The sequence below is a fragment of the Streptococcus sp. DFI.7.26 genome (genome assembly GCF_022240605.1).
GTDB classification, from domain to species: domain Bacteria; phylum Bacillota; class Bacilli; order Lactobacillales; family Streptococcaceae; genus Streptococcus; species Streptococcus xiaochunlingii.
This window is the reverse complement of the sequence record NZ_JAKOGN010000008.1, coordinates 26170-50291: the sequence shown is the minus strand read 5'-3', so window position 1 is coordinate 50291 and position 24122 is coordinate 26170. Positions and strand designations below refer to the sequence as shown.

Below are 24122 nucleotides of genomic sequence, written 5' to 3'. Positions count from 1 at the left end.
TCCTTTCTGACTCTCTTAATCGATTAAAATTTTCACTAACTGTTTTCGAACGACTTCTTCTTGACCCGCATAACCATTGGGCTGATGAGGTTCCCCTGGGAAGAAAATCGCAAAATTATGATAACCCAGATGAAGTGGATAAGACTCCTGGCAATGGACAAAACCGATGTCCGATGCTTCATCAAAGGCGAGCGCCTCACCTGTCACACGAGATCCATAACTCGAAAACTCATGTCCTTCTACCAAAAGATGCAAATCGGCATATTTTTTGTGGTGTTCAAAGCGATCATTTTCTTCTTTATTGAGGGTATTTTCTTGAACGACGAGAAAGACCTTATCTCCATCAATGTCGTATCTTCCTAATTCAAAAGAATCCTTCCGATGCTCATAGAGAAAATCAATGGCCTGATCTAGATTGGGATGGATCCCTTTGTAAAAGGTGATGTTTTTTAAATCATCAAATATCATACACTTTTCCTTTCGACACTTCTTAGGACGAGAAAAGAAAACAAGTGATTTCTTCCCTAGCCCCTTCTAGGGCACCGATGAGATGTAGAGCCTGCAAGAACCCTACACCTCTCAGCCTAGAAAAAAGTATCTGCACACTACTATCGTTTGTCCAAGCAGACGGCTTATCCCTTGACCGCTCCCATGGTAATCCCTTGAGTGAAGGATTTTTGGAAGACCAGGAAGACCGTAACGATTGGTACCGCAGCCAAAGCTGCTCCAGCCATGATCAAACCATAGTTGGTGGCCATTTCAGCCTGCATGGTCGCAACCCCTAGTGAAATGGTCAGGTTTTGCCGAGAGGTCAGCATCACCAATTGCATAAAGTAGTCATTCCAGGTGTTGATGAAGGTAAAGATGGCAAGGGCTGCAAATCCCGGCTTGACAATTGGGAAGGCAACGCTCCAGAAAGTCCGTAACTCTCCACAACCATCGATCTTAGCAGATTCTAAGAGTTCTGTTGGGATGTTTTCACTAAATTGCTTCATCAAGAAGACCCCGAATGGCCATCCGACCAGCGGTAAGATAACCGCTGCAAGGGTGTCGTGGATTCCCATAAAGTTGATAATGCGCACCAATGGAACCAAGACAACTTGTTTTGGAAGGGCCATGGCTGCGATAAAGATAGCAAAGAGAATTCGTTGCCCATAGAAACGTTTCTTAGCCAAGACATAGCCCGCCAAAGAAGACGTCATACATACCAAAAGCATGGTAGCAAGGGAAATAAAGACACTGTTCCACAACCATTGCAGGGCTGGGTTTTGAACCATCAATTGTTGGAAGTTTTCCATAGTTGGTGTCTTTGGCCACCACTGAGGTGGGATCATAATGGTATCCGGTTGAGACTTAAAGGCCCCTGTCAAAATCCAATAGAATGGGAAAATGAACAAAACTGTCAAAAGGAGCAAAATGATGGTAGAAATCACTGTAAAGGCAGTAATTGGTTTCTTTTGTGTTGATTTCATCTGAGACTCCTTTCTTTAATATTCTACGTCGTTTCCGAGGATCTTGAATTGCGCAAAACTAATAATGGCAATCATCACTGCCAGGAAGACACCCATGGTGTTGGCATAACCGTATTCAGAGAGCTTAAAGGCTTTTTCATATAAGTAGTACATGAGGGTACTCGTTGAGTAGTTAGGACCACCGGATGTCAACAATTGGATCAAGGCGAAACATTGGAAAGAGTTAATGGTCGTAATGATCGCAATGTACAAAGTTGTTGGCAATAAGCTTGGCCATTTGATCTTCCAGAAAACTTGAAGTTCTGTCGCACCATCCACACGCGCTGCTTCTACGAGAGAGTTATCAATATTTCCCATAGCTGCGATGTAGAGGATGATCGGTTGACCAACAGAGGTTGTCAATAAGATGACAATAATGGCCATCAAAGCCCAGTTCTTATCTCCCAACCAAGAAATATTTTGTTGGATAACATGACCAGATTTAAGGACGAAGTTCAAAATACCAGATAGTGGATCGTAGATCCATTTCCACACAACCGTTACCGCTACACTCCCTGTAACAACTGGAAGGAAGAAGACGAAACGATAGAAGGAACGCGCAATCGCATTTTGATGATAGGTCTGAGAAGCCACAAACAAGGAGAACAATACTACGATTGGAACGGATCCGATAACGATGATGACAGTATTGATCAAGGACTTGATAAAGACCTTATCCGCAAACATGCGGGAGTAATTTTCAAGACCAACAAATTTGAAGGAGGTCATCGAGTAGTTGAAGAAACTAGTGACAAACCCCATAATCATTGGTGCTAATACAAAGACAATAAAGAAGATTAAAATGGGTGCTAAGAATGCGTAGGAAACCAGCGTCTCCCTCATTCGGATTTTGTTTACCTTCACAATAAGGCACCTCCTGATGTTCTTTTTCTATTTTTTCCTTGATTCCTATGTGGAACGGATGGCACTGCCCCTTCCTACATATGATAATTAGGAGAGTGAAAACACGAAGGCCCCCTCTTTCAATCTACACATGGAGATAAGAAATCGAGGGGGCCTATGCTTTCTTATTTCTATGAAAGGATCATTTGAGTTTCATAGATGATCTATTTTTTCTTGATCGTTTCGTTTGCTTTTTCAGTAAAGGTCTTCAAAGCTGGTTCTGCTTTTTCATCCCCGTTTGAAACAGATTGCAACATTGGGAACCAAAGTGTACGCATTTCTGCAAAGCCGTCGATTGTGTTGTAGTATGGTGAGTAGTATTGAGTCCAAGTACTGATGGTTTCCATCCGTTTGTCATCATACAATTTACCAAATGAACTACGAACTGGGAAGGCACCTGTACGAACAACGTTCTTAGGACCCCATTCTTTGTCATCCGCGATGAATTGAACAAATTTCTTAGCTGCTGCTACTTTCTTTTCATCCTTGTTGTTAAAGACTGCAAAACCATTGACAAGGTATTCCAATTTTGGTTTACCGCTATCAGATGGGAATGGTACTTCGACTACTTCAACTTTACTTGCATCCAACAATTTAGCTTGGATACCGTTTTGTGAAGGTGCCCACAAGATAGTGTAAGAAGTTTGACCGTTAGCGAAGTTTTGGATGTCTGCTCCACCGTCGAATTGAGAACCATTCATCATCAAACCATCTTCAATCCATTTAGATGCTTTTTCCAAACCTTTGACAAATTTTGGATCATCTGTTGTATACTTGGTTACTTTTTCATCTGTTACAGAACCACCGTAAAGGTTAGCGATAAAGGCACGAGTACCTTGGTCTCCACCTTGACCGTTACTGAAGAGTGATCCTGGTGTGTAACCTTTGTCTTTCAAAGCTTTCAAGACTTTTTCAAAGTCGTCTGTTGTCCAGCCTTCTTTGACAAGGTCTAGAACTCCTGCATCTTCCAACATCTTCTTGTTCATCGCCATGTAGAATGGTGCTGAACTGATTGGGTACATGTAAGCAGTGTCGCCGGCCTTGCTAGCTTGGATGATATTGTCGTTGTTGACATCTTTTACAAAATCTTCAGTAAAGAGGTCGTTCAAGTCAGCCAATTTACCATTTTTACCGTATTGAATAATCCGCCCTGGTGCGTCAAAGAGAACGTCTGGAGCAGTTCCAGCTTCGATGGCAGTAGTGATCTTTTCAGGACCAGATTTGAAGTCGATGGTTTCTAGTTTAACTTTGATATCTGGATTAGCTTTTTCGAAAGCTTCGATAATTGATTTTTCGTAAGTTCCTACGCCATCTTCAGCTTTTTCTTGTGTAAAGACTGGGAAGGCCCACCAAGTGATTTCTGTTTTACCAGAATTGTCACTTGAAGATTCAGACTTAGATCCTCCTCCAGATCCACAAGCTGCAAGTGCTAGCACCGCTGCACCAGCTACCAACGAGTACAGTACTTTTTTCATTTTCATGTGATTTCTCCTCACGTTTGCGGTAAGATTTCTCTTACTTAGTGTATCCTCACCGAGGACAGTGGTCATTAAATATTTTCTTTTATACTGGGTGACTTCTCTCTTCCTAGCTTCCTCCTTGTCTCTTTTTGCTGTTCTTTTTCTATTTTAATGCTGCGACGAAGCGTTCTGTAATTTCTTTAGGTCGTGTGATAGCTCCCCCTACTACAACTCCTCTGACACCCAGGTCATGAATTTCTTTGGCTTGTGCAGGATAATGAATCTTACCTTCAGCAATCACATCGACACCCGCTTGGCAGAGTTGGCGAATCAAGTCAATGTCAGGTCCGTCTACTTTCGGGCTATAATCTGTGTACCCAGATAAGGTCGTTCCGACAAAATCAACCCCTGCTTCGACAGCTGTTAAGCCTTCTTCAAAGGTGCTGATATCTGCCATCAAGAGTTGATCAGGATATTTCTCCTTCACTTGCTGGATAAAGTCGACAATCGATAGACCGTCATGACGCGGACGTTTGGTACAATCCAGGGCAATCACTGCGATATCTAATACGGCCAATTCATCTACTTCTTTCATAGTAGCAGTAATGAATGGTTCCTCAGGAGGATAATCTCTCTTGATGATCCCGATAATCGGAAGTTTTGTCACTTCCTTGATTTCTTTGATATCGCGGACACTATTCGCTCGGATTCCAACCGCCCCTCCTTGCTCAGCTGCTTTGACCAAGAGAGGAATCACACCTCCTGCCTCTGTGTAGAGAGGTTCATGAGGAAGCGCCTGACAAGAAACGATAATGCCGTCTTTGATCTGTTGAATTAATTCTTCTTTCGTGATCTTGGACATACATTCCATCTCCTTTATTTATTACGTCAACTCGAGTACTTGTAAAGTTATTATATAGTATTTTTAAAGCGCTTACAATATTGTAGAGCTATTTTGATTATAGTTTCATATTTTAAACTATCATCCCTTTCCTCTGAAACTAGTTTCAGAGAAGCAAACATTCTAAAACTTTTTTAAAAATTTTTTCCATTTCCAGATTTTTATACGAATAGTATAAGTGACCAAACAAAAAGAAAGGAGGACTACAGATGTACTATACTCCCATTATCATCCCATGGTTTTTGTATTACTTCTTCCGTAAATAAATAAGGAAAGGGAATACCGAACATGAAAAAGAATACCAAAGCTTTTGTTCTATTAATCTTGCTTTCATTGATCTTGTTTTAAACTCAAATCTTGAAACGTAAGAAAAACACAGCATTGGCTATTGACCTTATCCTTGCTTCATCTAATCAGCTTAGCTGACACAAGATGAATAAAAGGCTACCCATACAAGCTAGCTCTATTGGAAAATTACCCTAGCTTTGCTTCTCAACAAAAATTAGGATTATTAAAATATGAGATGGCCTATCCACACTATAATCTTTGCAATCATCATCGCATTAACTGTTTTACATGATGCACATCTGATTGCGTTTCAACCACAGATTAATCTAGCCATTGCGGCTACAATCTATCTAGCAGTTGATGCTAGATGGCGACAAACAAGAAAGAAAGAGGAAAATTAAATGACAACAGAATTCACACAAAAATTCACACCCTTAACAGAAGAAGAATTGACACAAGTTGATGGGGGAGCTATCCCATTGGTTGCTTGGATCCTTGCTCATCCCTATCTATCTGGCACTATTGCTGGTGGTGTAACAGCTGTCGGAACTGCCATTTGGGGAGCATTTAAATAATCAATTTGAAGGAGAAAAGCAATGATAGACCAAGTACAATTTAAAGATCTCACGCATGAAGAATTAAGTGATATTAATGGTGGAGGACTCCCTTTTCTATTAGTTTTCGCTTACGGTTTTTCTTCTGCTTATATCGGGACAACAAAACTGATCGATGCATTTCATAGTAATATGACACGGAAATGGTAAAGGAGGAGACCAATGAGTCTGGTATTTATCACCCTCATCCTTTTGACGGGATACTGCATTCTTGATAAAAAAGCACCCAAACAGGTAGAAGGGTACTTTCCTAAATTTGCTATTGCCTTCATGGTCACTTTCACCATTCTCAACGAGGCAATTGATTTACTCTACACAATCTTACATTAAGGAGGACACTTATGGATACAAGCATCCATTATACTTACCTAACGGAAGCTGAACTGGCGACCATTGATGGAGGAGTCTCCGTCTTTGACTCGGCAAAATTCATCGTTCAAACATGGAATATTTTATACAATTCCGGACGTGATTTTGGCCGTAGTATCATCAATGGCATCATGCACTAGAAAGGAGCAAGCATGAAACTCGAAGAAACACGTTTTAGAAGCTTGTCCGAGCAGGAACTCAGCCATGTAGATGGTGGATCCGTCTGGATTACTGTCGGACTAATCGCAACTCCCCTACTCATGGGAACCTTCGCTGGTGCCTTTGACGAATACGCTCGCAAACGAGGCAAATAGTAACACTTCTTTATCATCTCACTAAACAGTACAAAAAATCCCAGCTTTTAAAAAAGCTAGGATTTTTTCGTTTGAACGAAGCAAGCCCTTTTTCTATTCTCCCTCTTCATCATCGAGGAGAGAGATCCCAAATAAATGTCTTCTAGAACTTTCGATGCACTAGGCCGTTTTTTGAATCGGTTTTTCCTTTACGACAAACACAAAGCCAATAGAGCCGACGAATGCCCCAAGCAAGATCCAATAAACTATATCCGTTGAAGTGAACGGACCTTCTAAGAGACCAGCCAATAAAAAGAGATCAATATACAATCTGGTGTCACGATAAAAGTCCCAATTGAAATGGTAGCTACCTACTGGATGCTGGCGAATGGACACCTGCGGTTGAAAGACCTGAAGAAGAATCAAAATCCCTACAAAAGCAAGATAAGCAAGGCTAACAACCGAAAGCGGATCCTGTGTCATCATAGCTACAGCCACTAAAAGTAAGACCAAGAGCCAGAAATGAAAGTCCAACCAGAACTCACGATGATAATGGAACATTTTCATAAGATCACACCTTTCTATTTATGTTATATTTCTAATCATATTAGAGTACGTTTTATTAGGAGTAGCAAGTAAATAGACGTGACAAGAACAACTACTACATCTGTTAAAAAGGACAGGAACAGTTTCATGTTCCTGTCCTTTTTGTTTCAGCATCAAACGATTGAGCCTTCTTAGCTGAGGTCATTATCAATAATGACTTTCAAGGCATTGTTTTCGCCAGCATGTTTGAAGATTTCGTATGCCTTTTCTGCTTCTGAAAGTTTGAAGTGGTGGGTCACTAACTTCGTCGCATCAATCTTGCCAGATTTCAAAACATTAAGAAGCATTTCAGTTGTATTGGCATTGACCAAACCAGTATTGAGCGTGATGTTCTTAATCCAAAGGTCGTCAAGATTGAAGCTAACTGGTTTACCATGCACTCCGACGTTGGCAATATGACCGCCGACCGAGATAATATTTTGGCAGACATCGAAGGTAGCTGGATAGCCCACACATTCCATAGAGATATCAACACCACGACCATCGGTCACTTCATTGATAAAGGCCTTGATTTCATCAATATCACTTGAACAGATGGTATGAGTAGCTCCAAACTTCTTAGAAGCTTCGAGACGTGATTCTGACAAGTCTACCATGATAATGGTAGCTGGTGAGAAGAATTGTACGGTTAAGAGAGCTGCCAAACCGATTGGCCCTGCACCAACGATACAAACGTTGTCTCCAGGTTTCACGTGAGAAGGGAGCACTCCAATCTCATAGGAAGTAGGCAGAATATCAGAGAGCATAACCAGGGCTTCGTCATCTACAGAAGCTGGTGCATGATAGAGACTGCCGTCTGCGTGAGGGATATGGACATACTCTGCTTGGGTACCGTTGATCAAGTGGCCAAGGATCCAGCCCCCATCTTCACAGTGGGAAGGCAAGCCACGTTTACAGTAGTAGCAAGTGTTACAAGCTGTTACGCATGAGATGATAACCTTGTCTCCTACCTTAAAGTTCGTAACCGCATCGCCGACTTCTTCGACAATCCCAATTCCTTCATGACCCAGGATGGTCCCTTCTTTACAAGCTGGAACATCACCACCCAAAATATGGAGGTCTGTTCCACAAATGGTCGTTTTCACTAGACGAACAATCGCATCAGTTGGTTTCTTGATCACTGGTTTTGGTTGATCAATCAACTGAAGATTTCCTGCTGATACATATGTTGCTGCTTTCATAAGCGACTCCTTTTTTGTTGGTTTTATCAAACCATTTTATTACAGTTTTTACTTTGTGAATATTATAACATACAAAGCAAGCGCTTGCAACATATTTATTAGATTTCTTTAAAAGATAGTTTTCAGGTCTCAAAAATCAATTTCTAGCGTTAAGATAAAGAAAAATCCCTCGCTCTTTTGAGCGAGGGGTAGCTGATAAACATCAGTTGTTCTCTAGCGCCTTATTTACGACGTCCTGGACGTTCTTTGTAACCATAGTATGCATCTTCGATGATTTCTTGCATGTGGTCTACCATTGGAAGACGTGGGTTAGCTGGTGAACATTGATCTTCGTAAGCAAGGAAGGCCAATTCGCGAGAATGTTTCTTCCATTCTTTTTCGTCAATTCCTTGTGCTTTAAAGTTCATTTCAATTCCTACACGTTCACCGAGTTCGTAAACAGCTTTCGCGTAAGCTTCAACTGCTTCTTCTGGTGTAGAGCATGGAAGGCCAAGCATACGAGCGATGTCTTGATACTTCTCATCTGCACGGTAGTAGTTGTACTTAGGCCATGTTGCTGTCTTAGCTGGGCGTGTACCGTTGTAGCGGATAACGTATGGAAGCAAGATTGCATTGGTCCGTCCGTGAATGGTGTGGAATTGCGCACCAATCTTGTGAGCCATTGAGTGAGAAATACCTAGGAAGGCATTGGCGAAGGCCATACCAGCAATAGTTGAAGCGTTATGCATTTTCTCACGTGAGTGGAAGTCTGCATTCTTCACTGAGCTTTCCAAGTTTTCAAAGACAAGTTTGATGGCTTGAAGAGCAAGACCATCAGTGTAGTCGCTAGCCATTTGTGATACGTAAGCTTCAGTCGCGTGAGTCAATACGTCCATACCAGTATCAGCCGCAACAGATCCAGGAACTGTCAATACCAAGGCAGGGTCTACAATGGCAACCGTTGGAGTCAATGAGTAGTCTGCGATTGGGTATTTACGGTTGTTTGCTTTATCAGAGATAACGGCAAATGGAGTTACTTCAGATCCTGTACCAGATGTTGTTGGGATCGCGATGAATTTAGTTTTCTTACCAAGCAATGGGAATTTGAAGGCACGTTTACGGATATCCATGAATTTTTGTACAAGGTCACGGAAGTCCACTTCTGGTTGTTCATAGAAGAGCCACATTACTTTAGCCGCATCCATTGGAGATCCACCGCCGAGAGCGACGATAGTATCTGGTTTGAAGGCACGCATGATCTCTGTACCACGTTCAACAGTTGTGATATCTGGATCTGGTTCAACGTCTGCAAAGATTTGGTAAACTACCTTGTTGCGACGAAGGTCAAGCTGTTCGATGATACGATCAAGGAAACCAAGCTCTACCATAGCGTGGTCTGTAACGATCATGACACGTTCAACGTCACGACATTTTTGTAGGTATTCAATTGAATCACGTTCAAAGTATGTTTTTGAAGGAAGTTTCATCCATTGCATGTTATTTCTCCGGCGTCCGACTTTTTTGATATTCAAGAGGTTGATGGCACTAACGTTGTCCCCAACAGAGTTACGTCCGTAAGAACCACATCCAAGTGTCAATGATGGCAAGAAGGCATTGTAAACATCCCCGATACCACCGAAAGTCGAAGGAGAGTTGCAGATCACACGAATGGCTTTAACTGCTTTACCAAATTCTTTGGTCAATTCTTCGTCAGCTGTATGGATGGCAGCTGAGTGACCAAGACCGTTGAATTCAACCATTTGACGAGCTTTGTTAATTCCGTCTTCACGGCTTTCAGATTTCAAGACAGCGATGACTGGTGACAATTTTTCACGAGTCAAAGGCTCTTTTTCGCCAACTTCTTTACATTCTGCCGCAAGGATATTGGTTCCTTCTGGAACTGAGAAGCCAGCTTGTTCAGCGATCCATGCTGCTGGTTTCCCAACGATGTCCGCATTCAATTTCGCACCCGCACAGTTTTTGCTGTTAGCTTTTACACCAAAGCAGAACTCTTCAAGAAGGGCTTTTTCTTTTTTGTTGACGAAGTAAGTGTGGTAAGATTTGAATTCTTCAACAAACTCATCGTAGATTTCTTTATCGATGATGACCGCTTGTTCAGACGCACAGACCATACCATTGTCAAATGATTTAGACATGACGATATCGTGTGCAGCTTGGCGGATGTTAGCTGATTTTTCGACATAAGCAGGAACGTTTCCGGCACCGACCCCAAGAGCTGGTTTACCGCAAGAATAGGCAGCTTTCACCATTGCGTTACCACCTGTTGCAAGGATAGTCGCAATCCCTTCGTGGTTCATAAGGGCACTGGTTGCTTCCATAGATGGTTGCGTGATCCATTGCACACAGTTTTCAGGAGCTCCTGCTTTAATCGCTGCATCGCGGACGATTTGTGCCGCATGAGCAGATGATTCTTGCGCTGATGGGTGGAAAGCAAAGACGATAGGGTTCCGTGTCTTCAAGGAAATCAATGCTTTAAAGATTGCTGTTGAAGTTGGGTTGGTTGTAGGTGTGATCCCGCAGACTACTCCGACTGGCTCAGCAATCAAGGTCAAACCAGTGACATCATCTTCTTGAATGACACCAACTGTCTTGGTGTGACGCATGTTGTTTACAACGTGCTCACAAGCGAACAAGTTCTTAGTCGCCTTGTCTTCAAAGACTCCACGACCAGTTTCTTCATAGGCATGAAGAGCGAGCTCACCGTGAGCGTCAAGAGCAGCTACAGATGCTTTCGCCACAATGTAGTCTACTTGCTCCTGATCCAATTTGCGCATTTCTTCAAGCGCTACGAGCGCTTTTTGCACCAACTCGTCTACATGTTTTTCAGCAGCGAGTTTCTTTTCTTCAGGTGATTGAGTTTTTTTATCAGCCATTTGATGCTTTCCTCCAATGTTTGAAACCCTTATCCTTTTCCGGAACTTTTTCCTGTTTTCAGAAACTTTCAAGAATAGTGTAAGAAATTTCGATTTGTTAATTTTTTCACAATATTATTGTACTCTATTTTAGAAAATTTGTAAATAGTTTCACAAAGATTTTTTTAACTTTTTATCATGAATCCTCCTTCTCCTTCTATACAGGAGTATTTTCAAGAAAAAATTGAAGAATTTTTTTGAGAAAGCACTTCAATTTCACAAACAAATATTTTCACGCATTTTTTGTAAGCGTTTTCTTAATTTTACTAAAAAAAGCAATTTTCTTCAAGTGAAAATTGCTTAAGTCGTTTAGTAATTTTTACGGCTTAACTGGCCCCCGATTTGCTTGATCAACTGCTTCTTTTACGACGTTAGCGTATAGATTTCCCCCAACATCGATGGAGCCATCTGATTCTAAACCAAAGTGGACACTATCCGTTCCAGCCCAGATAGCTGGATTTTCGACAGCAACTTGATGCCAGTCCGCTACATAGACATAATCGTATTTTTTAGCTAACTCTAGCTCATACTTTCGAGTCTGAACGGTGACGCTCTTGCTATCATTTGCTTCACGTCCATCATATGGGGTCACAAAGATTAAGCGATGTCCTTTTGGTAGTTCTTGAACAAACTTATCCAACAATTCTTGATAATTATTAGAAGAGTTAGTTCCAAGTGCGATCACCACGTTCTTGAGCAAGACTCTATTGGCAATATCCGTTTCATATACCTTTAAGCCTGAGTCCAGATTGCGACTCACCAAAGCATCTAGTTGGATATCTGGCAGAACTTGTTTCAGATAATCTGATGCCCGGAGGTTTACAGAATCTCCGATCATGGTCACGCCATCTGATACATTGTAGGAAGTCGCTGAAGCATTGTCAACTTGGGCACGCGTGATCTGCATCTTGCTGTCGGATTGACGAAGCCCTTCGGTAATCAGATTTTCATCAAAGGCTCCGACGCGTGGCGCAAAGAGTGCAATCCCAAACATGAGCAAGGTCAAGGGAATCGCGCTGTAAAAGAGTGGTTTCGTGAAACTTCTGAGATCCATCGAGATTCCAAAAATCTTCGGTTCACGTCCAGCTAAGGTTGGTTCAATAATATAGAAACTCAAGGCAGCAAGACTAAATGATACAAGCGCTGTTAGTAGAGAAGCCCATCCATTGGTCATTAATTGAGAAAAGATGATGTAAAATGGCCAGTGGAAGAGATAAACCCCATAACTTGTATCTGCAATAAAGGTAATCACTGCTGGTTCTTTTTGATCTGGTGTCTTTTCATGAAGGACACGCGTCATCACAATCATCACAGATGCAGCAAGAGTTGCTACTAAAAATCCAAATAAATAGGTCCAAACACTATCAAATGGAAGAATAAATGTCAAGACCAACAAAACTAGAAAAGCACCCGCTAAAATCGTTAACGTCTTCTGTAGAGATAGCTTCTTCACTAATTGAGTAAGATTTGGGCTGGTCGTTGTAATCCCTGTCACTGTCGCTAAAGCACTCCCCACAAAGAAAGGAAAGACGTGAGCGATACTAGAAAAATAGACATTGGACAAATTCTTGGTGACCAGCGCTCCGACAAAGAAGGTCAGGAAGGCCACCAAAAAGAGACCTGTCGACGACAGGAAGATACAGCCTCTATATTGGCCAACTGACTTAGCTTTTTTACCCAAAAACCAAGCCAAAAGAGCCCAGAGGACGTAGTAATGAACTTCAAGAGCCAAACTCCAAGTATGAATGAAAAGATGGGGGATGAACTGACTTTCGTAACTTCCGCCACTTAACATCTCATAGAAATTGGTCACAAAGCCAAAGACGGCAGCAATCTGTGTCCCAAGCCCAGCAATAAAGTCTCGTCTGACCAAGAAGGTAAAAGGCATGACCAGCAAGACCATAAAGACTAAAGGTGGGACAATCCGGTAGAAGCGTCGTCTAAGGAAGCCCTTGAGATCAATTTTTTGATGACGGGCAAACTCATCGATCAGAAGAGCCGTGATCAAAAATCCTGAGAAAGTAAAGAAGATATCTACTCCAATAAATCCACCAGGAAAAACCTTTTGGAAGAAATGGTAGAGAAGAACGAGAAGAAGTCCCGTTATCCGTACCAATGAAAACCATTTAATTCGCATTTTGATAAATTCCTTGTTTAAACGTTCCCTTATAGACGACATTTTGTTCTGTCGTCAAGGTTCCCTGTCCTTCTGGTTGACCATTGACAAATTCACCTTCATATTTCCAACCAGCCTTGGCTGTAAAGGTTCCATAACCACTAAAGGTTCCATTGACAAAATTGCCCTTGTAGGTGTCCCCATTCTCAAAGGTCACCGTCCCTTGGCCATTCATCTTGCCTCGGACGACACTTCCGTCGTAGCGAATAGCTCCCTTATCGAGGGTCAACACACCTCCGAAAGGAATGGAGGAAAGAAATACCCACAAAGCAGACAGAACAATAATCCCCAAGGACAATCGTTCAATATTCTCTCTCGTAACATAGACCTTATAGGTCTCAAATAATTCTTTTATTTTTTCCATACTCTGTTCATTCTTTTTATCTTCAGCCGGTTACTCATTTCAGGAGCCAGTCCGAAACTAATCTTCTAATCGATCCAACCACTCTTGACAACCAGCTAGAACACGGCGATAGGTCTCTTCGAAATCTCCTGTGTACCATGGATCTGGAACACTTTCTCCTGCAAAGAGATGAATCTTGTGCTCTGTTCCAGGAGGTGCCATTCGTTTGAGGTCAGCTACATTGTTCTCATCCATTCCTAAGATCAGATCAAAGGCATGAAAATCTTGGTCGCTGATTTGAAGGGATGTTTTAGAAGCATCATAGGGCACGCCATGACTACGAAAAATCTTTTGAGTCCCTTGGTGAATAGGGTTCCCGTGCTCCCAGTTAGAAGTGGCACGACTTTCAATCTCATACTGGTTGGTCAAGTCCTTCATGACAAACTCTGCCATGGGGCTCCGACAAATATTTCCTAAACACACAAATACAATTTTTTTCATGACAGCACCTCCTTTCTATTATAACAGAATGTAAGAAAAATATAATCTGCTAAAATTATATTTTTGAGGCAAGACGAAAAAAGCCTGTCCATCGTTGAGGTGGGCTGACTTTCTTTTTTTATTCAGGCAGGATGATCTGAAGGGATAGCCATTTTCGTTTCCAATCTTTCTTCCGCATACGCTCTGTATAAACCGCCAAACGCTCGGGACTGGCTAAAAAATGTGGAGTCGGCTGAACGATGAAATCTTCGATATCCCTTGTCCCATAGGGGAGAAAGAGCTCTAGCTGACCATCTTTCCTTAAGCGAACTGCAATTGCTGTACACTGCTCGGGGTATTTAGAAACCGCGTCACAAGCACTGCGATAAGGAGCCGTCCCCGGACTATGCTGGTGCATATAGACTTGATTTTTGACTTCCCAAGCGTACTGAGGATAGGTCTTCTTTAATCCCTGCTCGATCTGCAAAGTCTCCTCATAGCTAATCGTAGGGTCATAAAAGACCAGATCCATATCGGTCGTCGCATCAAACCCTGGTTTTCCAGAGAGCTGGTTCCAGACGAAATTGCGCACCGCACCAGCTGCAAGCCAAGCGTCTGCCAGGTTGAGATCCCGAATAATGGCCAAGACAGTCATCATCTCTTGATCCGCTTGGATTTGCTCTACTATCGCTTTTTCCGTTAGCATCTTCTTCTAGTCTCCATTGTAGGGATAACCCAGGTGTTCATAAGCCTTGCGGGTCGCCACGCGCCCTGTCCGGGTCCGCATGATAAAGCCTTTCTGAATCAAGTAAGGCTCATACATATCTTCTACGGTCTCTCGCTCTTCGGCAATATTAACCGATAGAGTCCCAAGGCCAACCGGGCCGCCACCGTACATCTCAATCATGGTCCTCAGGATCTTTTGATCGACATAGTCCAGTCCTTCATGGTCCACATCTAGCATAGAGAGGGCCTTGTCAGTAATGGTGTCATCAATCAAGCCATCACCCATAATCTGAGCAAAATCACGCACCCGCTTCAGCAAACGGTTGGCAATCCGAGGAGTCCCCCGACTACGAAGAGAAAGCTCCTCGGCAGCCTCGTGAGTAATCTCCATCTCAAAAATCTCGGCGGTCCGCTCGACTATCTCTGTCAGATCATCTTGCTCGTAGTATTCCATATGACCGGTAATTCCAAAGCGAGCGCGCAAGGGATTGGACAGCATCCCAGCTCGAGTCGTCGCACCAATCAAGGTAAAGGGAGGAAGATCCAGATGGACACTCCGGCTGGTCTCGCCAGCACCAATCATGATGTCGATGTAAAAATCTTCCATGGCACTGTATAGTACTTCTTCGACTGACATAGGAAGACGGTGGATTTCATCAATAAAGAGAACATCGCCTGGCTCTAGATCATTGAGGATAGCTACCAAATCACCAGCCTTTTCAATGACAGGACCGGAAGTCTGCTTTAGATTGACGCCCAGTTCATTGGCAATAACAAAAGCCATCGTAGTCTTCCCTAGTCCCGGAGGACCAAAAAGAAGGATATGATCCAGCGCCTCATCCCGAAGCTTGGCTGCCTCGATAAAGATTTTTAACTGGTCCTTGACCTTATCTTGACCGATATATTCATGTAAATATTGCGGGCGCAGCGTCCGTTCAACAGCCTCTTCATCGCCCATGATCTCATTGTCTAAAATTCTACTCATACAGTCTATTATAGCAAAAAATGATGCCTCTGATGATTTAAAATCATATTCTATTCAATATGTCACTAATTATTGATTGTTGGGTGTTGGGAATCGATTCCCCTCTTAAACTACCTTGTTTCTTTTTAAGGAATGTACCTAAACTCGCTAATACTCGTAAAGAATAAGGAACGTAGTTTTCGCTCCGCTCAAACTGCGTCAACGTACCTAAACTCGTCTACGTCCCTATCAGGCTTGGTTAGATGAAATAGGTTTAGTAATAATTACATAACGCAGTGGTTGATTGGTATCTTTGTTCGCTCTTATAGCTCCAAAGATTACCTAATCAACTGTGCGGGGGTGAGACAACGAACAATTTTAAAAAATTGTTCTGTCTCACTCCCAGAAAAAAAGCCACCGGTTTTGGTGGCTCTTATAGGGAGATTATTATGAAAAAGTTTTAGGAGTTTTATCATTCAAAGTTAGGAGGTCTTTGATGATGGTATTAGTATACGACGGGAAGCTTAAAGTTTCCTTATAGTCATTTTTTAAATTTTTTTCAAAAAAAGAGGAGGTTCCAAGCAAAGATTTCACATCCTTGTTTGTCACCCTCTCTTTCTTATCTATTTCTTAGCAATGGCATGGTAGCTGGTCTTGCTGGTGAAGATTTGACCCGCTCTCAAGATAACCTTTTCAGCTTGGTCGCTATGAATGGCATCTGGTACGATTTGGAATTCTAGAGCCAAGCCATTGTGTTGAACCATTGGTTTGCCTTCCAGATAAACCGTTTCATCCACAAAGTTAGCAGAATACACCACCAAGGCGGGAGCTTCTGACTTGAAGGTCAAAAAGCGTCCAGACGGCTGATGATAGAAGAAGCCTGCATTCTCATGCCCTTCTGGAAGAGCAAATGGATGGTCCAAGCCTTCTACCAGGCGGATTTGCGGATCAGAATCCTTAAAGAGATCCTCTAAGAGCATAGCTTGGTAGAGATGCTGAACAACCGGACTTTCTTTGTCCACAGTGTGAAGAGGGACACCGTCGGGATGGATAGGGTAAAGCCCTTGATGGTTGATCTGAAAGACATGGTCATTAATCGGCTGAGTGAAGTTTCCTGATAGGTTGAAATAGCTGTGGTTGGTCGGATTAACTAGAGTATCTTGGTCCGTTTCTACTCGATAGCTGATTTCCAACTCCCCTGCTTCCGTCAAGCCATAGGTCACCCAGATCTTGAGATTTCCAGGGAAACCGCCGGTACCATCCGCACGCTCTGTGTACAGGGTGATTTCTTGGTCTGTCACGGATTCCACGCTAAACAAGGCGCTGTCCCAGCCAGTCGGTCCACTGTGGTTGCAGTTGGCACCATTATTGGCTTCTAAGTGATAGGTTTGACCATTGAGCTCAAAACTTGCCTCCGCAATCCGGCCCGCGACTGGGCCAATGCTAGCTCCATACTTGGGGCTATTGCCGACATAGGCATCAAAATTGTCAAAGCCCAATACAATATTAGCGAATTGATCATGCTTGTCTGGTGTCACATACTCTAAGATCGTCGCCCCATAGGTCATGACAGACAATTGATAACCTAAGTCATTTTCGAGGCGATAAGCTTCTACGTCTTGGCCGTCCAGTTGACCAAATAGATATTTTTGATAGTGTTTCACAAGTTGTCTCCTCCAAGATCATTCATTCTAGTGAAAAGGGTGAATCACCACTCCTTGTACAACCCGATTGACGGTACCGGTTGGTGATGGCGTGTCTGGACGATTTTGAACCTTGAGCGAAGTCAAGAGAGAAATCAATTGACCATAGATAATGTATGGGAAGGCACGGTAGATATCCAGTGAATCGGCTGAAGATGCTACCAAAATTTCTCGTACATGCTCAATGCCTGCAGCTTGGTCCGTCAAGAGGACGACCTGACGGGCAATCTGATCTCCGGCTACTTCTCCAACCAAATCTAGATCGTACTGGCGTGTATAAGGGGCAATCGATCCAAATACCAAGACGAGAGTCTGATCATTGATGAGGGATTTCGGACCGTGACGGAAGCCGACAGGACTCTCGTACATGGTCGCGATTTTACCGGCAGTCAATTCCAAAATCTTTAGCTGAGCTTCATGAGCGAGCCCAAAGAAAGGTCCTGCCCCCAAATAGATGACGCGCTCGAAGTCTAAGTCTACAACTTCCTTAACCTCGCGATCTTTTTCCAAGACCTGTTCTGACAGGTGAATCAATTCTTCTACTCGTTTTGCCTTGATTGCTTCCTCACTTGGATCAAAGACCAAGAGGGCTGTCAAGAGCATAGAGGTAAAGCTGGAGGTCATGGCAAAGCCGGCGTCGTTGGTTTCTTTCGGCTGTAAGAGCAAGAGATTGCGCTCATCTCCGTGAGCCTGCTGAGCCAGCTTCCCTTCTTCCGCACAGGTAATGGTGATTTGATAGAGTTCATTGACCAAGTCTTGGGCCAGCTGCACGGTTGCGACACTTTCTGGGGAGTTGCCACTTCGTGCAAAGGAAACCAAGACAGTTGGTACTTCTTTTTTGAGATAGGTTTGTGGATGCGCCACGATATCTGTCGTCGCAATGGATTGGAAATTCCAGTGACGTTCATCGTGCACTTCCTGCAAATACGGAACCAAAGTATCCCCCACATAGGCTGAGGTCCCTGCCCCTGTCAAGATGACCTTGATGTAGCCATGACGCTTCCCAATAGCCTCCAAAAACTCTTGGATTTCTTTTGCTTTCTCTTGATAGAGACGATAGGTCTCTTTCCAAACTTCCGGTTGCTGGTAAATTTCGCGTGTCGTAATTTCAGCCCCCAGTTCCAGCAGTTCTTCTTTTGTATAATCTAGCATGCTTCTCCTCTTTTCTACCCGCCTTATAAGCGGTAAGAGGCCGAGACAATTGTCCCAGCCCCATTCCGAATGTTCAAGCGGTTTTCGCTATCGTATTTTACTCATCCTCGTCGTCATCAAAGTTGGATAAGAGATCATTAACCTTCACGATGCTTTCTTGTGCACGCGCTGGATAAGCTTCTTCTCCTCCGACCAGGCTGTTATTAATAAATTCAATTACCATTGGCAAGTTCATCCCTGCATAGAGGTCAATGGCGCGCCCTTCAAGAATCAGACGGCTAACCGTATTACAAGGAGTGCCTCCCAAAAGATCCGCAAAGACGATGTAGTCCTCAAAGTCTGCAACACAGGCTTCAAACTTGGCTGTAAACTCCTCAGGACCTTCCTCTGGCAAGAGGGCCACGGCATGAATGTTGTCTTGTGGTCCCATAATCATTTCTGTGCTGGCCTTGAGCTCTTCACAGAAGCGACCATGACTGACCAATACTAGGTGTTTTGCCATACCTTACTCCATTATGCCATTCCAAAGAAGAAGTGGCCAAATGCTGAGAATGCGATTGCTGCAAGGATGATGAGCAAGATAGCTTTTGTAGAGTTCATACCCTTTCGTCCAAGCAACCAGTAGATTACACCTGTGATGATAGCTGGTACCAAACGTGGGAAGATAAGGTTGAGCATATCTTGAATTTCAATCGCTTTGTCCCCAATGTGTGGAGTCCAAGAAACTTCAACACCAATCATGCTGGCAATCAAGGCACCAACCATGAAGATACCCAGAACGGCAGCTGCATCGATCAAAGCTGTCAAGGTACTTTGCATGTTGTTGATGAGGTTAACCCCTTCTTTATAGGCAAATTCCAATTGTTTCCAACGGAAAATGTCATAAGCAACTGCCACAGCGATCCACAATAAGATACCGGCTGGGTTTCCTGCAACAGCCAAAGTTGCTGCAATTGAACCCATAATAGCTGGCACCAATGATCCAAAGATTGAGTCTCCAAGAGGGGCAAATGGTCCCATGAGACCTGTCTTGATCCCGTTAACCGCATCTTTCGATTTCACACCATCTTTTTCTTCCAAGGCCAAATCAAAACCAGTGATAATAGTGTGGAAGAATGGTGAAGTATTGAAGAATTGCGTATGCAATTTCATCATTTCTTTCAATTCTGGAGTGCCATCACCATACATTTTACGCAACTGAGGTAAAAGCATATAAAGGTAACCAGAAGCCTGCATCCGCTCATAGTTCCAACCCAATTGGAAGGTGAAGAGGCTACGTTTGTTGATTTGTTTAAAATCTTCTTTTGTTAGTTTGTAATTAGAATTCGTCATCTTCAATTTCCCCGCTTTCTGATTCAGTTACTGGAGCAGCTACAACTGTACGTTGGCTGTTTTTGAAGTGTTGTACTGCAAGGAAGATACCGATAATGGCAATACCAATCATAGATACAGATTTGAAGTTGTTTGTGAAGGCAACCATTTGTTCTTTTGGAAGTTTTGCAAAAGCATCTGTTCCAAGCATTGCTGAAACGGCGTTACCAACACTTTGAACATTGCTATAAAGCACTGTCAACATTGCTGTTAAGCCAAAGCCAAGTGCTAAGTAGTGAAGGTTACGACGAACAGGAAGGTAGCGAAGCAAGATCGCAAATCCAAGACCTGGAAGCATTTGACCCGCAAGTTTCAGACCGTTTGCCAACCATTGTACATTAGCAAGACCTGTAACAACAGTTTCTACGAAAGCTCCACCAAAAGCAAGAGCGAAGAAAACTGGGAGAGCTCGAGAAAGAGCCCAAGGAATCGCTCCAAGAAGGTAGTTGCGTTCGATACCTTTGTAGTCAAAGCGGTCGATTGCAGCATCTACACGGTGAGCGAAGTAAGTTGTAGTCATACGACCAAGAATATCAAAGTAGGTCAACAAAGTTGCTACCGGCACAGCGATTGTAGCAATAGCAAGCTCTGCATCAATCCCTTGTGCTACTGAGAAGGCAGTCGCAAGAACGGCACCAGAAGTCGCGTCAATACGAGAAGCTCCACCAAAAGTACCAACACCGAGTACTGTCAATTGAAGAGAAGCTCCGATAAAGAGACCTGTCTTTAAATCTCCCATGACAAGTCCAGTAATGAAACCAGCAAAGACTGGTGATCCTGCTGATGAAACAATCGTCAACTCATCACAGATTTGATAAGCTGAGTACAAAGTAAGTAGTAAAATTTGCCACCATTGTATCATGACAATTTCCTCCTAAAATTTTTCTTTTTTATTTATAAACTATTTGAGCAACTTCAAGAAGTCTTCAACTGGATCATTTGGAACCATTTGAGCAGTTAACTTAACTCCTTTTTCAGCTAGCTTGTGGAAAGCTTCCACATCGGCATCCACTACGTTGATCGAACGAGTAATCGGACGAGTCTCATCTGATTGAGACATGTTCCCTACGTTTAAGGTTTCAAGTGGTACACCTGCTTCTACCAAACCAAGGAAGCGGTCTGGCTTGCGGGCTACGATGAAGAGACGTTGGCTGTCATATTTTCCAGCCAAGATATTTTCTGCAGCCTTTGCCACTGGCAAGATACTAAGCTTAACACCAGGTGGTGTCGCTAATTTCAAGCCACTTTTTTCGATATCATTTTGAGCGACTTCATCATCGATCACCATGATACGTGAAATATTAAGTTTGGTAGTCCATAGGTTGGCTACCTGCCCGTGGATCAAACGTCCATCGATACGGCATCCTACAATAGTCATAAGTTTTCCCCCTTTACTTCTTTGAATGTAGGTTGTGAAACAAGTTTTAAGGTCTCCTTCCAAGTGCCCTCTGTCTCAAAGACGAGGATCTCATTTTCCCCATCTTTGAGAAAACCATGAGGGATGTAGAGGGAGAGTGTTGGACCGACTTCCCAGAAACGACCGATATGGTGGCCATTTACAAGAACGATCCCTTTTCCAAATCCAGTCATATCAAGGAAGGTATCCTCAACCTGATCTAGATGAAAAGCAAATTGATAAAAAGCTGGTTGACCTTCTTGCCATTCTTTCGAAAAATCCAAGCGATCCAGCTGGCTAAAATCAAGCGCATATTGTTTCCAATGAAGCTTGAAATGAAGATCGATACAAACTCCTGTTCGGATTCCTTTTCGTTGGGTGTCCGCTAAGAGTTTGTGCCCATAATTGACTCTTCCCATGTTTTCGATCAAGAATTTTAGGTTTGTAATCGTTTTCTTTTCTCCGTTTAAAAAAAGATCTTGACCGATTTCTTCTTGGTATTGAGTGGCAATCAACTGATCATTGGCATAAACCTGCACCCGATCACGCGCATCGATGATACGCAAGCGCTCTTCTTCCGCATCCATTTCCACTTCTGTCTCATAGAGCAGATAGCCTAATGGGTGGTCGATTTCTTCCATGGTCTGTGGGTAAAGACTTTCTGTGACTTGAGCAATCTCGTTTAAATTGCCGAACAAACTAGTCTTTTGGGTCAACTCCAATGTTCGTTCAGATAAACTCGACTTCACAAGTGGTTCTGACTGTGGATACTCTGGATAGTAGGTCTTCATCATCTTTTTGACTGCATCGTACTTAGGAGTCGGGTTGCCCTGCTCATCTAAGAGAGCGTCATAGTCATAAGATGTTACTTGAGGTAAATCCACGGTCCCTCGCGCTGAGCAACCGTTCATAAATCCGAAGTTGGTCCCACCATGAAACATGTAGAGATTGATAGAGCCTTCTTGTAAGACCTCATGGACTGCTTCTGCCAACTCTTCTGGATCTCGCTTGATGATGGGTTCTTTCCAACGATTGAACCAGCCATCCCAAAATTCCATACACATGAGTGGCCACTTTTTGTCATGCTCCGCAAAGAACTCTTTCATCTGAGAGAAATTGTAATTTGCTCGCGAACCAAAATTACCGGTTACAAAGAGTCCATCCTCAATCAAAGTCCCTGCTCGAAGAGTCGCCCTCCAAGGTCCATCAGAAGTAAAGAGTGGACAGGTAATGTCCCGCTCGATCATTAGATCTCTGATCGCCCGAAGATAGGCTTTGTCTTCGCCGTAAGAGCCGTATTCATTTTCTACCTGCATCATGAGGATATTGCCCCCACGATCCAATTGGTACTTGGCCACACGTGGCAGGAGTTCGTCGTAATAGCGAGCCACTTCCTCGAGAAAGGCCGAATCTGATGAACGAATCCGAAGGTCTTCTTCGATTAACCAGGCTGGCAAGCCCCCAAATTCCCACTCCGAACAAATAAACGGTGATGGACGGAGGATCACATACAGATCCAACTCTTGAGCCACTTGGATAAAGTGCTCCAGGTCCAAATTCCCTTCAAAGTGAAAATGGCCTCTTTGCGGCTCATGAGCATTCCATGGAACATAGGTTTCAACAGTATTGAAACCTAGAGCTTTTAGGTTATATAAGGAATGATACCAATCCTCACGATCGATCCGAAAATAATGAATTGCACCAGATAAAATCTTAAAAGGTTGATCATTTAAATAAAAATCTTCACGGATTTCAAATGCCCCCATACTGAGAACCTCCTTCTAAGAAACCCTTTTCATTTATTAATATAATATATTAACGAAAAAATGTCAACCACTTTCAAAAAAATATGTTAAAATAATATTAACAAGAGATATCGAAAAAAGAGGTGAAGTACATGGCAATCCCAAAATACCAACACATCAAAGATGATTTGAAGCAACAAATTATCTCAGGTAAATTTGAAAATGGAGATAAATTTTACACAGAAGCCGAGTTGATTAAGATTTATAATGTTAGCTCGATTACTGTTGTTCGTGCTTTGAACGATTTGGCTAGTGATGGATACATCGTCCGCCAACAAGGAAAAGGAACCTTTGTTTCGCGCGCTAGAAAACACAAGCTGGTTGAGTTTTCAGACGTTGAAACCTTCCCTATCCAAAAAGCGACCGTAAAAGTTCTCTCTATCAAGCGTGGCAACGCACTGAACATCTTGGATAAACTAGGACTTGCTCCAACTCAATTCTATTATAAGATTGATCGGACCCGTCATATTGGTGAAGATACTTATATCTACCACCAGACTTATGTCCCAGAGCAATATATTAACCCAAATTATCCGAGCTTAGATTACTATAGTTCGATTTATGATCGCTTTAAAGAAGATTATCATATCCATATGAATGATGAACACTTTGAAGAAATCAATGATATTGTATTTCCAACACCAAGCAAAATCGCTTCTGTGTTGAATATCGATGAAAACTTCCCAACTGTTCGTCAAGTGAAGACGACAAAATTGGAAGCGACCGGTCAAATTCTCGAATATAGCGAAACCTATAAACGCGGCGACTACTATAAAATCAAATTTATCTCTTGTGATCGTGATCATTGATCATTCAAAGTCTGGGGTTTGGCCTCAGACTTTTATGATACAAATTATAGCATGAAAAAATAGTTCCTAAAACATGTAAAACGAATAATCTATAATTAGTGATAGACTTCCTATAAATAGTTTAATCAGTCAAAATTTATTATGATAAATTCCGTGTCT

Annotated in this window: 26 protein-coding genes; 6 read left to right on the top strand and 20 right to left on the bottom strand. The window is 42.7% G+C overall.

The window, feature by feature from the left end; genetic code table 11:
* Window positions 1-15 precede the first annotated feature (15 nt).
* The 5 genes from L0M85_RS07385 to L0M85_RS07365 all read right to left on the bottom strand — a co-directional run bounded on the left by L0M85_RS07385 (window position 16) and on the right by L0M85_RS07365 (window position 4736).
* Window positions 16-468 (bottom strand): YhcH/YjgK/YiaL family protein, encoded by a 453-nt coding sequence (locus L0M85_RS07385; RefSeq protein ID WP_238656758.1) that lies wholly within the window; start codon window positions 466-468, stop codon window positions 16-18.
* A 164-nt stretch (window positions 469-632) separates the two neighbouring features.
* The gene (locus L0M85_RS07380; RefSeq protein ID WP_238656757.1) at window positions 633-1472 is read right to left on the bottom strand and encodes a carbohydrate ABC transporter permease; all 840 of its coding nucleotides are present in this window, start codon (window positions 1470-1472) and stop codon (window positions 633-635) included.
* 15 nt (window positions 1473-1487) lie between these two features.
* The gene (locus tag L0M85_RS07375; RefSeq protein WP_048788696.1) at window positions 1488-2375 is read right to left on the bottom strand and encodes a sugar ABC transporter permease; all 888 of its coding nucleotides are present in this window, start codon (window positions 2373-2375) and stop codon (window positions 1488-1490) included.
* Window positions 2376-2578: 203 nt separating this feature from the next.
* Window positions 2579-3895 carry an ABC transporter substrate-binding protein gene (locus L0M85_RS07370; protein WP_238656756.1) on the bottom strand — a complete coding sequence of 439 codons (1317 nt, stop codon included), beginning with the start codon at window positions 3893-3895 and terminating at the stop codon, window positions 2579-2581.
* Between the two features lie 142 nt (window positions 3896-4037).
* Window positions 4038-4736, bottom strand: coding sequence for an N-acetylmannosamine-6-phosphate 2-epimerase (locus tag L0M85_RS07365; protein ID WP_061564585.1), 699 nt, complete (start codon window positions 4734-4736; stop codon window positions 4038-4040).
* 728 nt (window positions 4737-5464) lie between these two features.
* On the opposite strand from L0M85_RS07365, the gene L0M85_RS07360 reads away from it, so the two are divergent.
* Genes L0M85_RS07360 through L0M85_RS07340 form a run of 5 tightly spaced genes read left to right on the top strand, consistent with a single transcriptional unit; the run spans window position 5465 to window position 6360 of the window.
* Window positions 5465-5638, top strand: coding sequence for a Blp family class II bacteriocin (locus L0M85_RS07360; RefSeq protein ID WP_006595268.1), 174 nt, complete (start codon window positions 5465-5467; stop codon window positions 5636-5638).
* Window positions 5639-5659: 21 nt separating this feature from the next.
* Window positions 5660-5827 carry a class IIb bacteriocin, lactobin A/cerein 7B family gene (locus tag L0M85_RS07355; RefSeq protein WP_006595269.1) on the top strand — a complete coding sequence of 56 codons (168 nt, stop codon included), beginning with the start codon at window positions 5660-5662 and terminating at the stop codon, window positions 5825-5827.
* 12 nt (window positions 5828-5839) lie between these two features.
* Window positions 5840-6007 carry a hypothetical protein gene (locus tag L0M85_RS07350; RefSeq protein ID WP_006595270.1) on the top strand — a complete coding sequence of 56 codons (168 nt, stop codon included), beginning with the start codon at window positions 5840-5842 and terminating at the stop codon, window positions 6005-6007.
* A gap of 11 nt (window positions 6008-6018) precedes the next feature.
* Complete coding sequence (locus L0M85_RS07345; RefSeq protein WP_238656755.1) at window positions 6019-6186, top strand: alcohol dehydrogenase; 168 nt, start codon at window positions 6019-6021, stop codon at window positions 6184-6186.
* 12 nt (window positions 6187-6198) lie between these two features.
* Entirely contained in the window at window positions 6199-6360 is a 162-nt protein-coding gene (locus tag L0M85_RS07340) for a hypothetical protein (protein WP_006595272.1), read from the top strand.
* A 159-nt stretch (window positions 6361-6519) separates the two neighbouring features.
* Here L0M85_RS07340 and L0M85_RS07335 read toward each other — a convergent pair whose 3' ends face one another.
* The 15 genes from L0M85_RS07335 to L0M85_RS07265 all read right to left on the bottom strand — a co-directional run bounded on the left by L0M85_RS07335 (window position 6520) and on the right by L0M85_RS07265 (window position 23115).
* Entirely contained in the window at window positions 6520-6906 is a 387-nt protein-coding gene (locus tag L0M85_RS07335; protein ID WP_048687834.1) for a hypothetical protein, read from the bottom strand.
* Window positions 6907-7076: 170 nt separating this feature from the next.
* Window positions 7077-8126: a zinc-dependent alcohol dehydrogenase family protein gene (locus L0M85_RS07330; protein ID WP_023027479.1), complete on the bottom strand. Its 1050-nt coding sequence runs from the start codon at window positions 8124-8126 to the stop codon at window positions 7077-7079.
* A gap of 221 nt (window positions 8127-8347) precedes the next feature.
* Window positions 8348-10999, bottom strand: coding sequence for a bifunctional acetaldehyde-CoA/alcohol dehydrogenase (gene adhE / locus L0M85_RS07325; RefSeq protein WP_125336210.1), 2652 nt, complete (start codon window positions 10997-10999; stop codon window positions 8348-8350).
* 358 nt (window positions 11000-11357) lie between these two features.
* The gene (locus tag L0M85_RS07320) at window positions 11358-13175 is read right to left on the bottom strand and encodes an acyltransferase family protein (protein WP_238656754.1); all 1818 of its coding nucleotides are present in this window, start codon (window positions 13173-13175) and stop codon (window positions 11358-11360) included.
* Window positions 13165-13578, bottom strand: coding sequence for a hypothetical protein (locus tag L0M85_RS07315; protein ID WP_006595277.1), 414 nt, complete (start codon window positions 13576-13578; stop codon window positions 13165-13167). Before L0M85_RS07315 ends, L0M85_RS07320 begins: the two co-directional genes overlap by 11 nt.
* 57 nt (window positions 13579-13635) lie before the next feature.
* On the bottom strand, window positions 13636-14058 hold the full coding sequence (locus tag L0M85_RS07310; RefSeq protein WP_048687842.1) for a low molecular weight protein-tyrosine-phosphatase: 423 nt from the start codon (window positions 14056-14058) through the stop codon (window positions 13636-13638).
* Window positions 14059-14176: 118 nt separating this feature from the next.
* Entirely contained in the window at window positions 14177-14743 is a 567-nt protein-coding gene (locus tag L0M85_RS07305) for a nucleotidyltransferase family protein (RefSeq protein ID WP_048687844.1), read from the bottom strand.
* A gap of 6 nt (window positions 14744-14749) precedes the next feature.
* Window positions 14750-15748, bottom strand: coding sequence for a Holliday junction branch migration DNA helicase RuvB (ruvB, locus tag L0M85_RS07300; protein ID WP_082161844.1), 999 nt, complete (start codon window positions 15746-15748; stop codon window positions 14750-14752).
* A gap of 602 nt (window positions 15749-16350) precedes the next feature.
* On the bottom strand, window positions 16351-17391 hold the full coding sequence (locus L0M85_RS07295; protein ID WP_048788702.1) for an aldose epimerase family protein: 1041 nt from the start codon (window positions 17389-17391) through the stop codon (window positions 16351-16353).
* A gap of 27 nt (window positions 17392-17418) precedes the next feature.
* Complete coding sequence (locus L0M85_RS07290) at window positions 17419-18582, bottom strand: SIS domain-containing protein (protein ID WP_048788703.1); 1164 nt, start codon at window positions 18580-18582, stop codon at window positions 17419-17421.
* A 97-nt stretch (window positions 18583-18679) separates the two neighbouring features.
* Window positions 18680-19084, bottom strand: coding sequence for a PTS sugar transporter subunit IIA (locus L0M85_RS07285; RefSeq protein ID WP_006595284.1), 405 nt, complete (start codon window positions 19082-19084; stop codon window positions 18680-18682).
* Window positions 19085-19095: 11 nt separating this feature from the next.
* On the bottom strand, window positions 19096-19914 hold the full coding sequence (locus L0M85_RS07280) for a PTS system mannose/fructose/sorbose family transporter subunit IID (RefSeq protein ID WP_006595285.1): 819 nt from the start codon (window positions 19912-19914) through the stop codon (window positions 19096-19098).
* Entirely contained in the window at window positions 19901-20815 is a 915-nt protein-coding gene (locus tag L0M85_RS07275) for a PTS mannose/fructose/sorbose/N-acetylgalactosamine transporter subunit IIC (RefSeq protein ID WP_006595286.1), read from the bottom strand. Before L0M85_RS07275 ends, L0M85_RS07280 begins: the two co-directional genes overlap by 14 nt.
* A gap of 39 nt (window positions 20816-20854) precedes the next feature.
* The gene (locus L0M85_RS07270) at window positions 20855-21331 is read right to left on the bottom strand and encodes a PTS system mannose/fructose/N-acetylgalactosamine-transporter subunit IIB (protein ID WP_048788704.1); all 477 of its coding nucleotides are present in this window, start codon (window positions 21329-21331) and stop codon (window positions 20855-20857) included.
* Window positions 21328-23115, bottom strand: coding sequence for a beta-galactosidase family protein (locus L0M85_RS07265; RefSeq protein WP_048788705.1), 1788 nt, complete (start codon window positions 23113-23115; stop codon window positions 21328-21330). Before L0M85_RS07265 ends, L0M85_RS07270 begins: the two co-directional genes overlap by 4 nt.
* A gap of 131 nt (window positions 23116-23246) precedes the next feature.
* Between L0M85_RS07265 and L0M85_RS07260 the strand changes: the two genes are divergently transcribed.
* Window positions 23247-23963 (top strand): GntR family transcriptional regulator, encoded by a 717-nt coding sequence (locus tag L0M85_RS07260; protein ID WP_006595289.1) that lies wholly within the window; start codon window positions 23247-23249, stop codon window positions 23961-23963.
* Window positions 23964-24122: the final 159 nt, after the last annotated feature.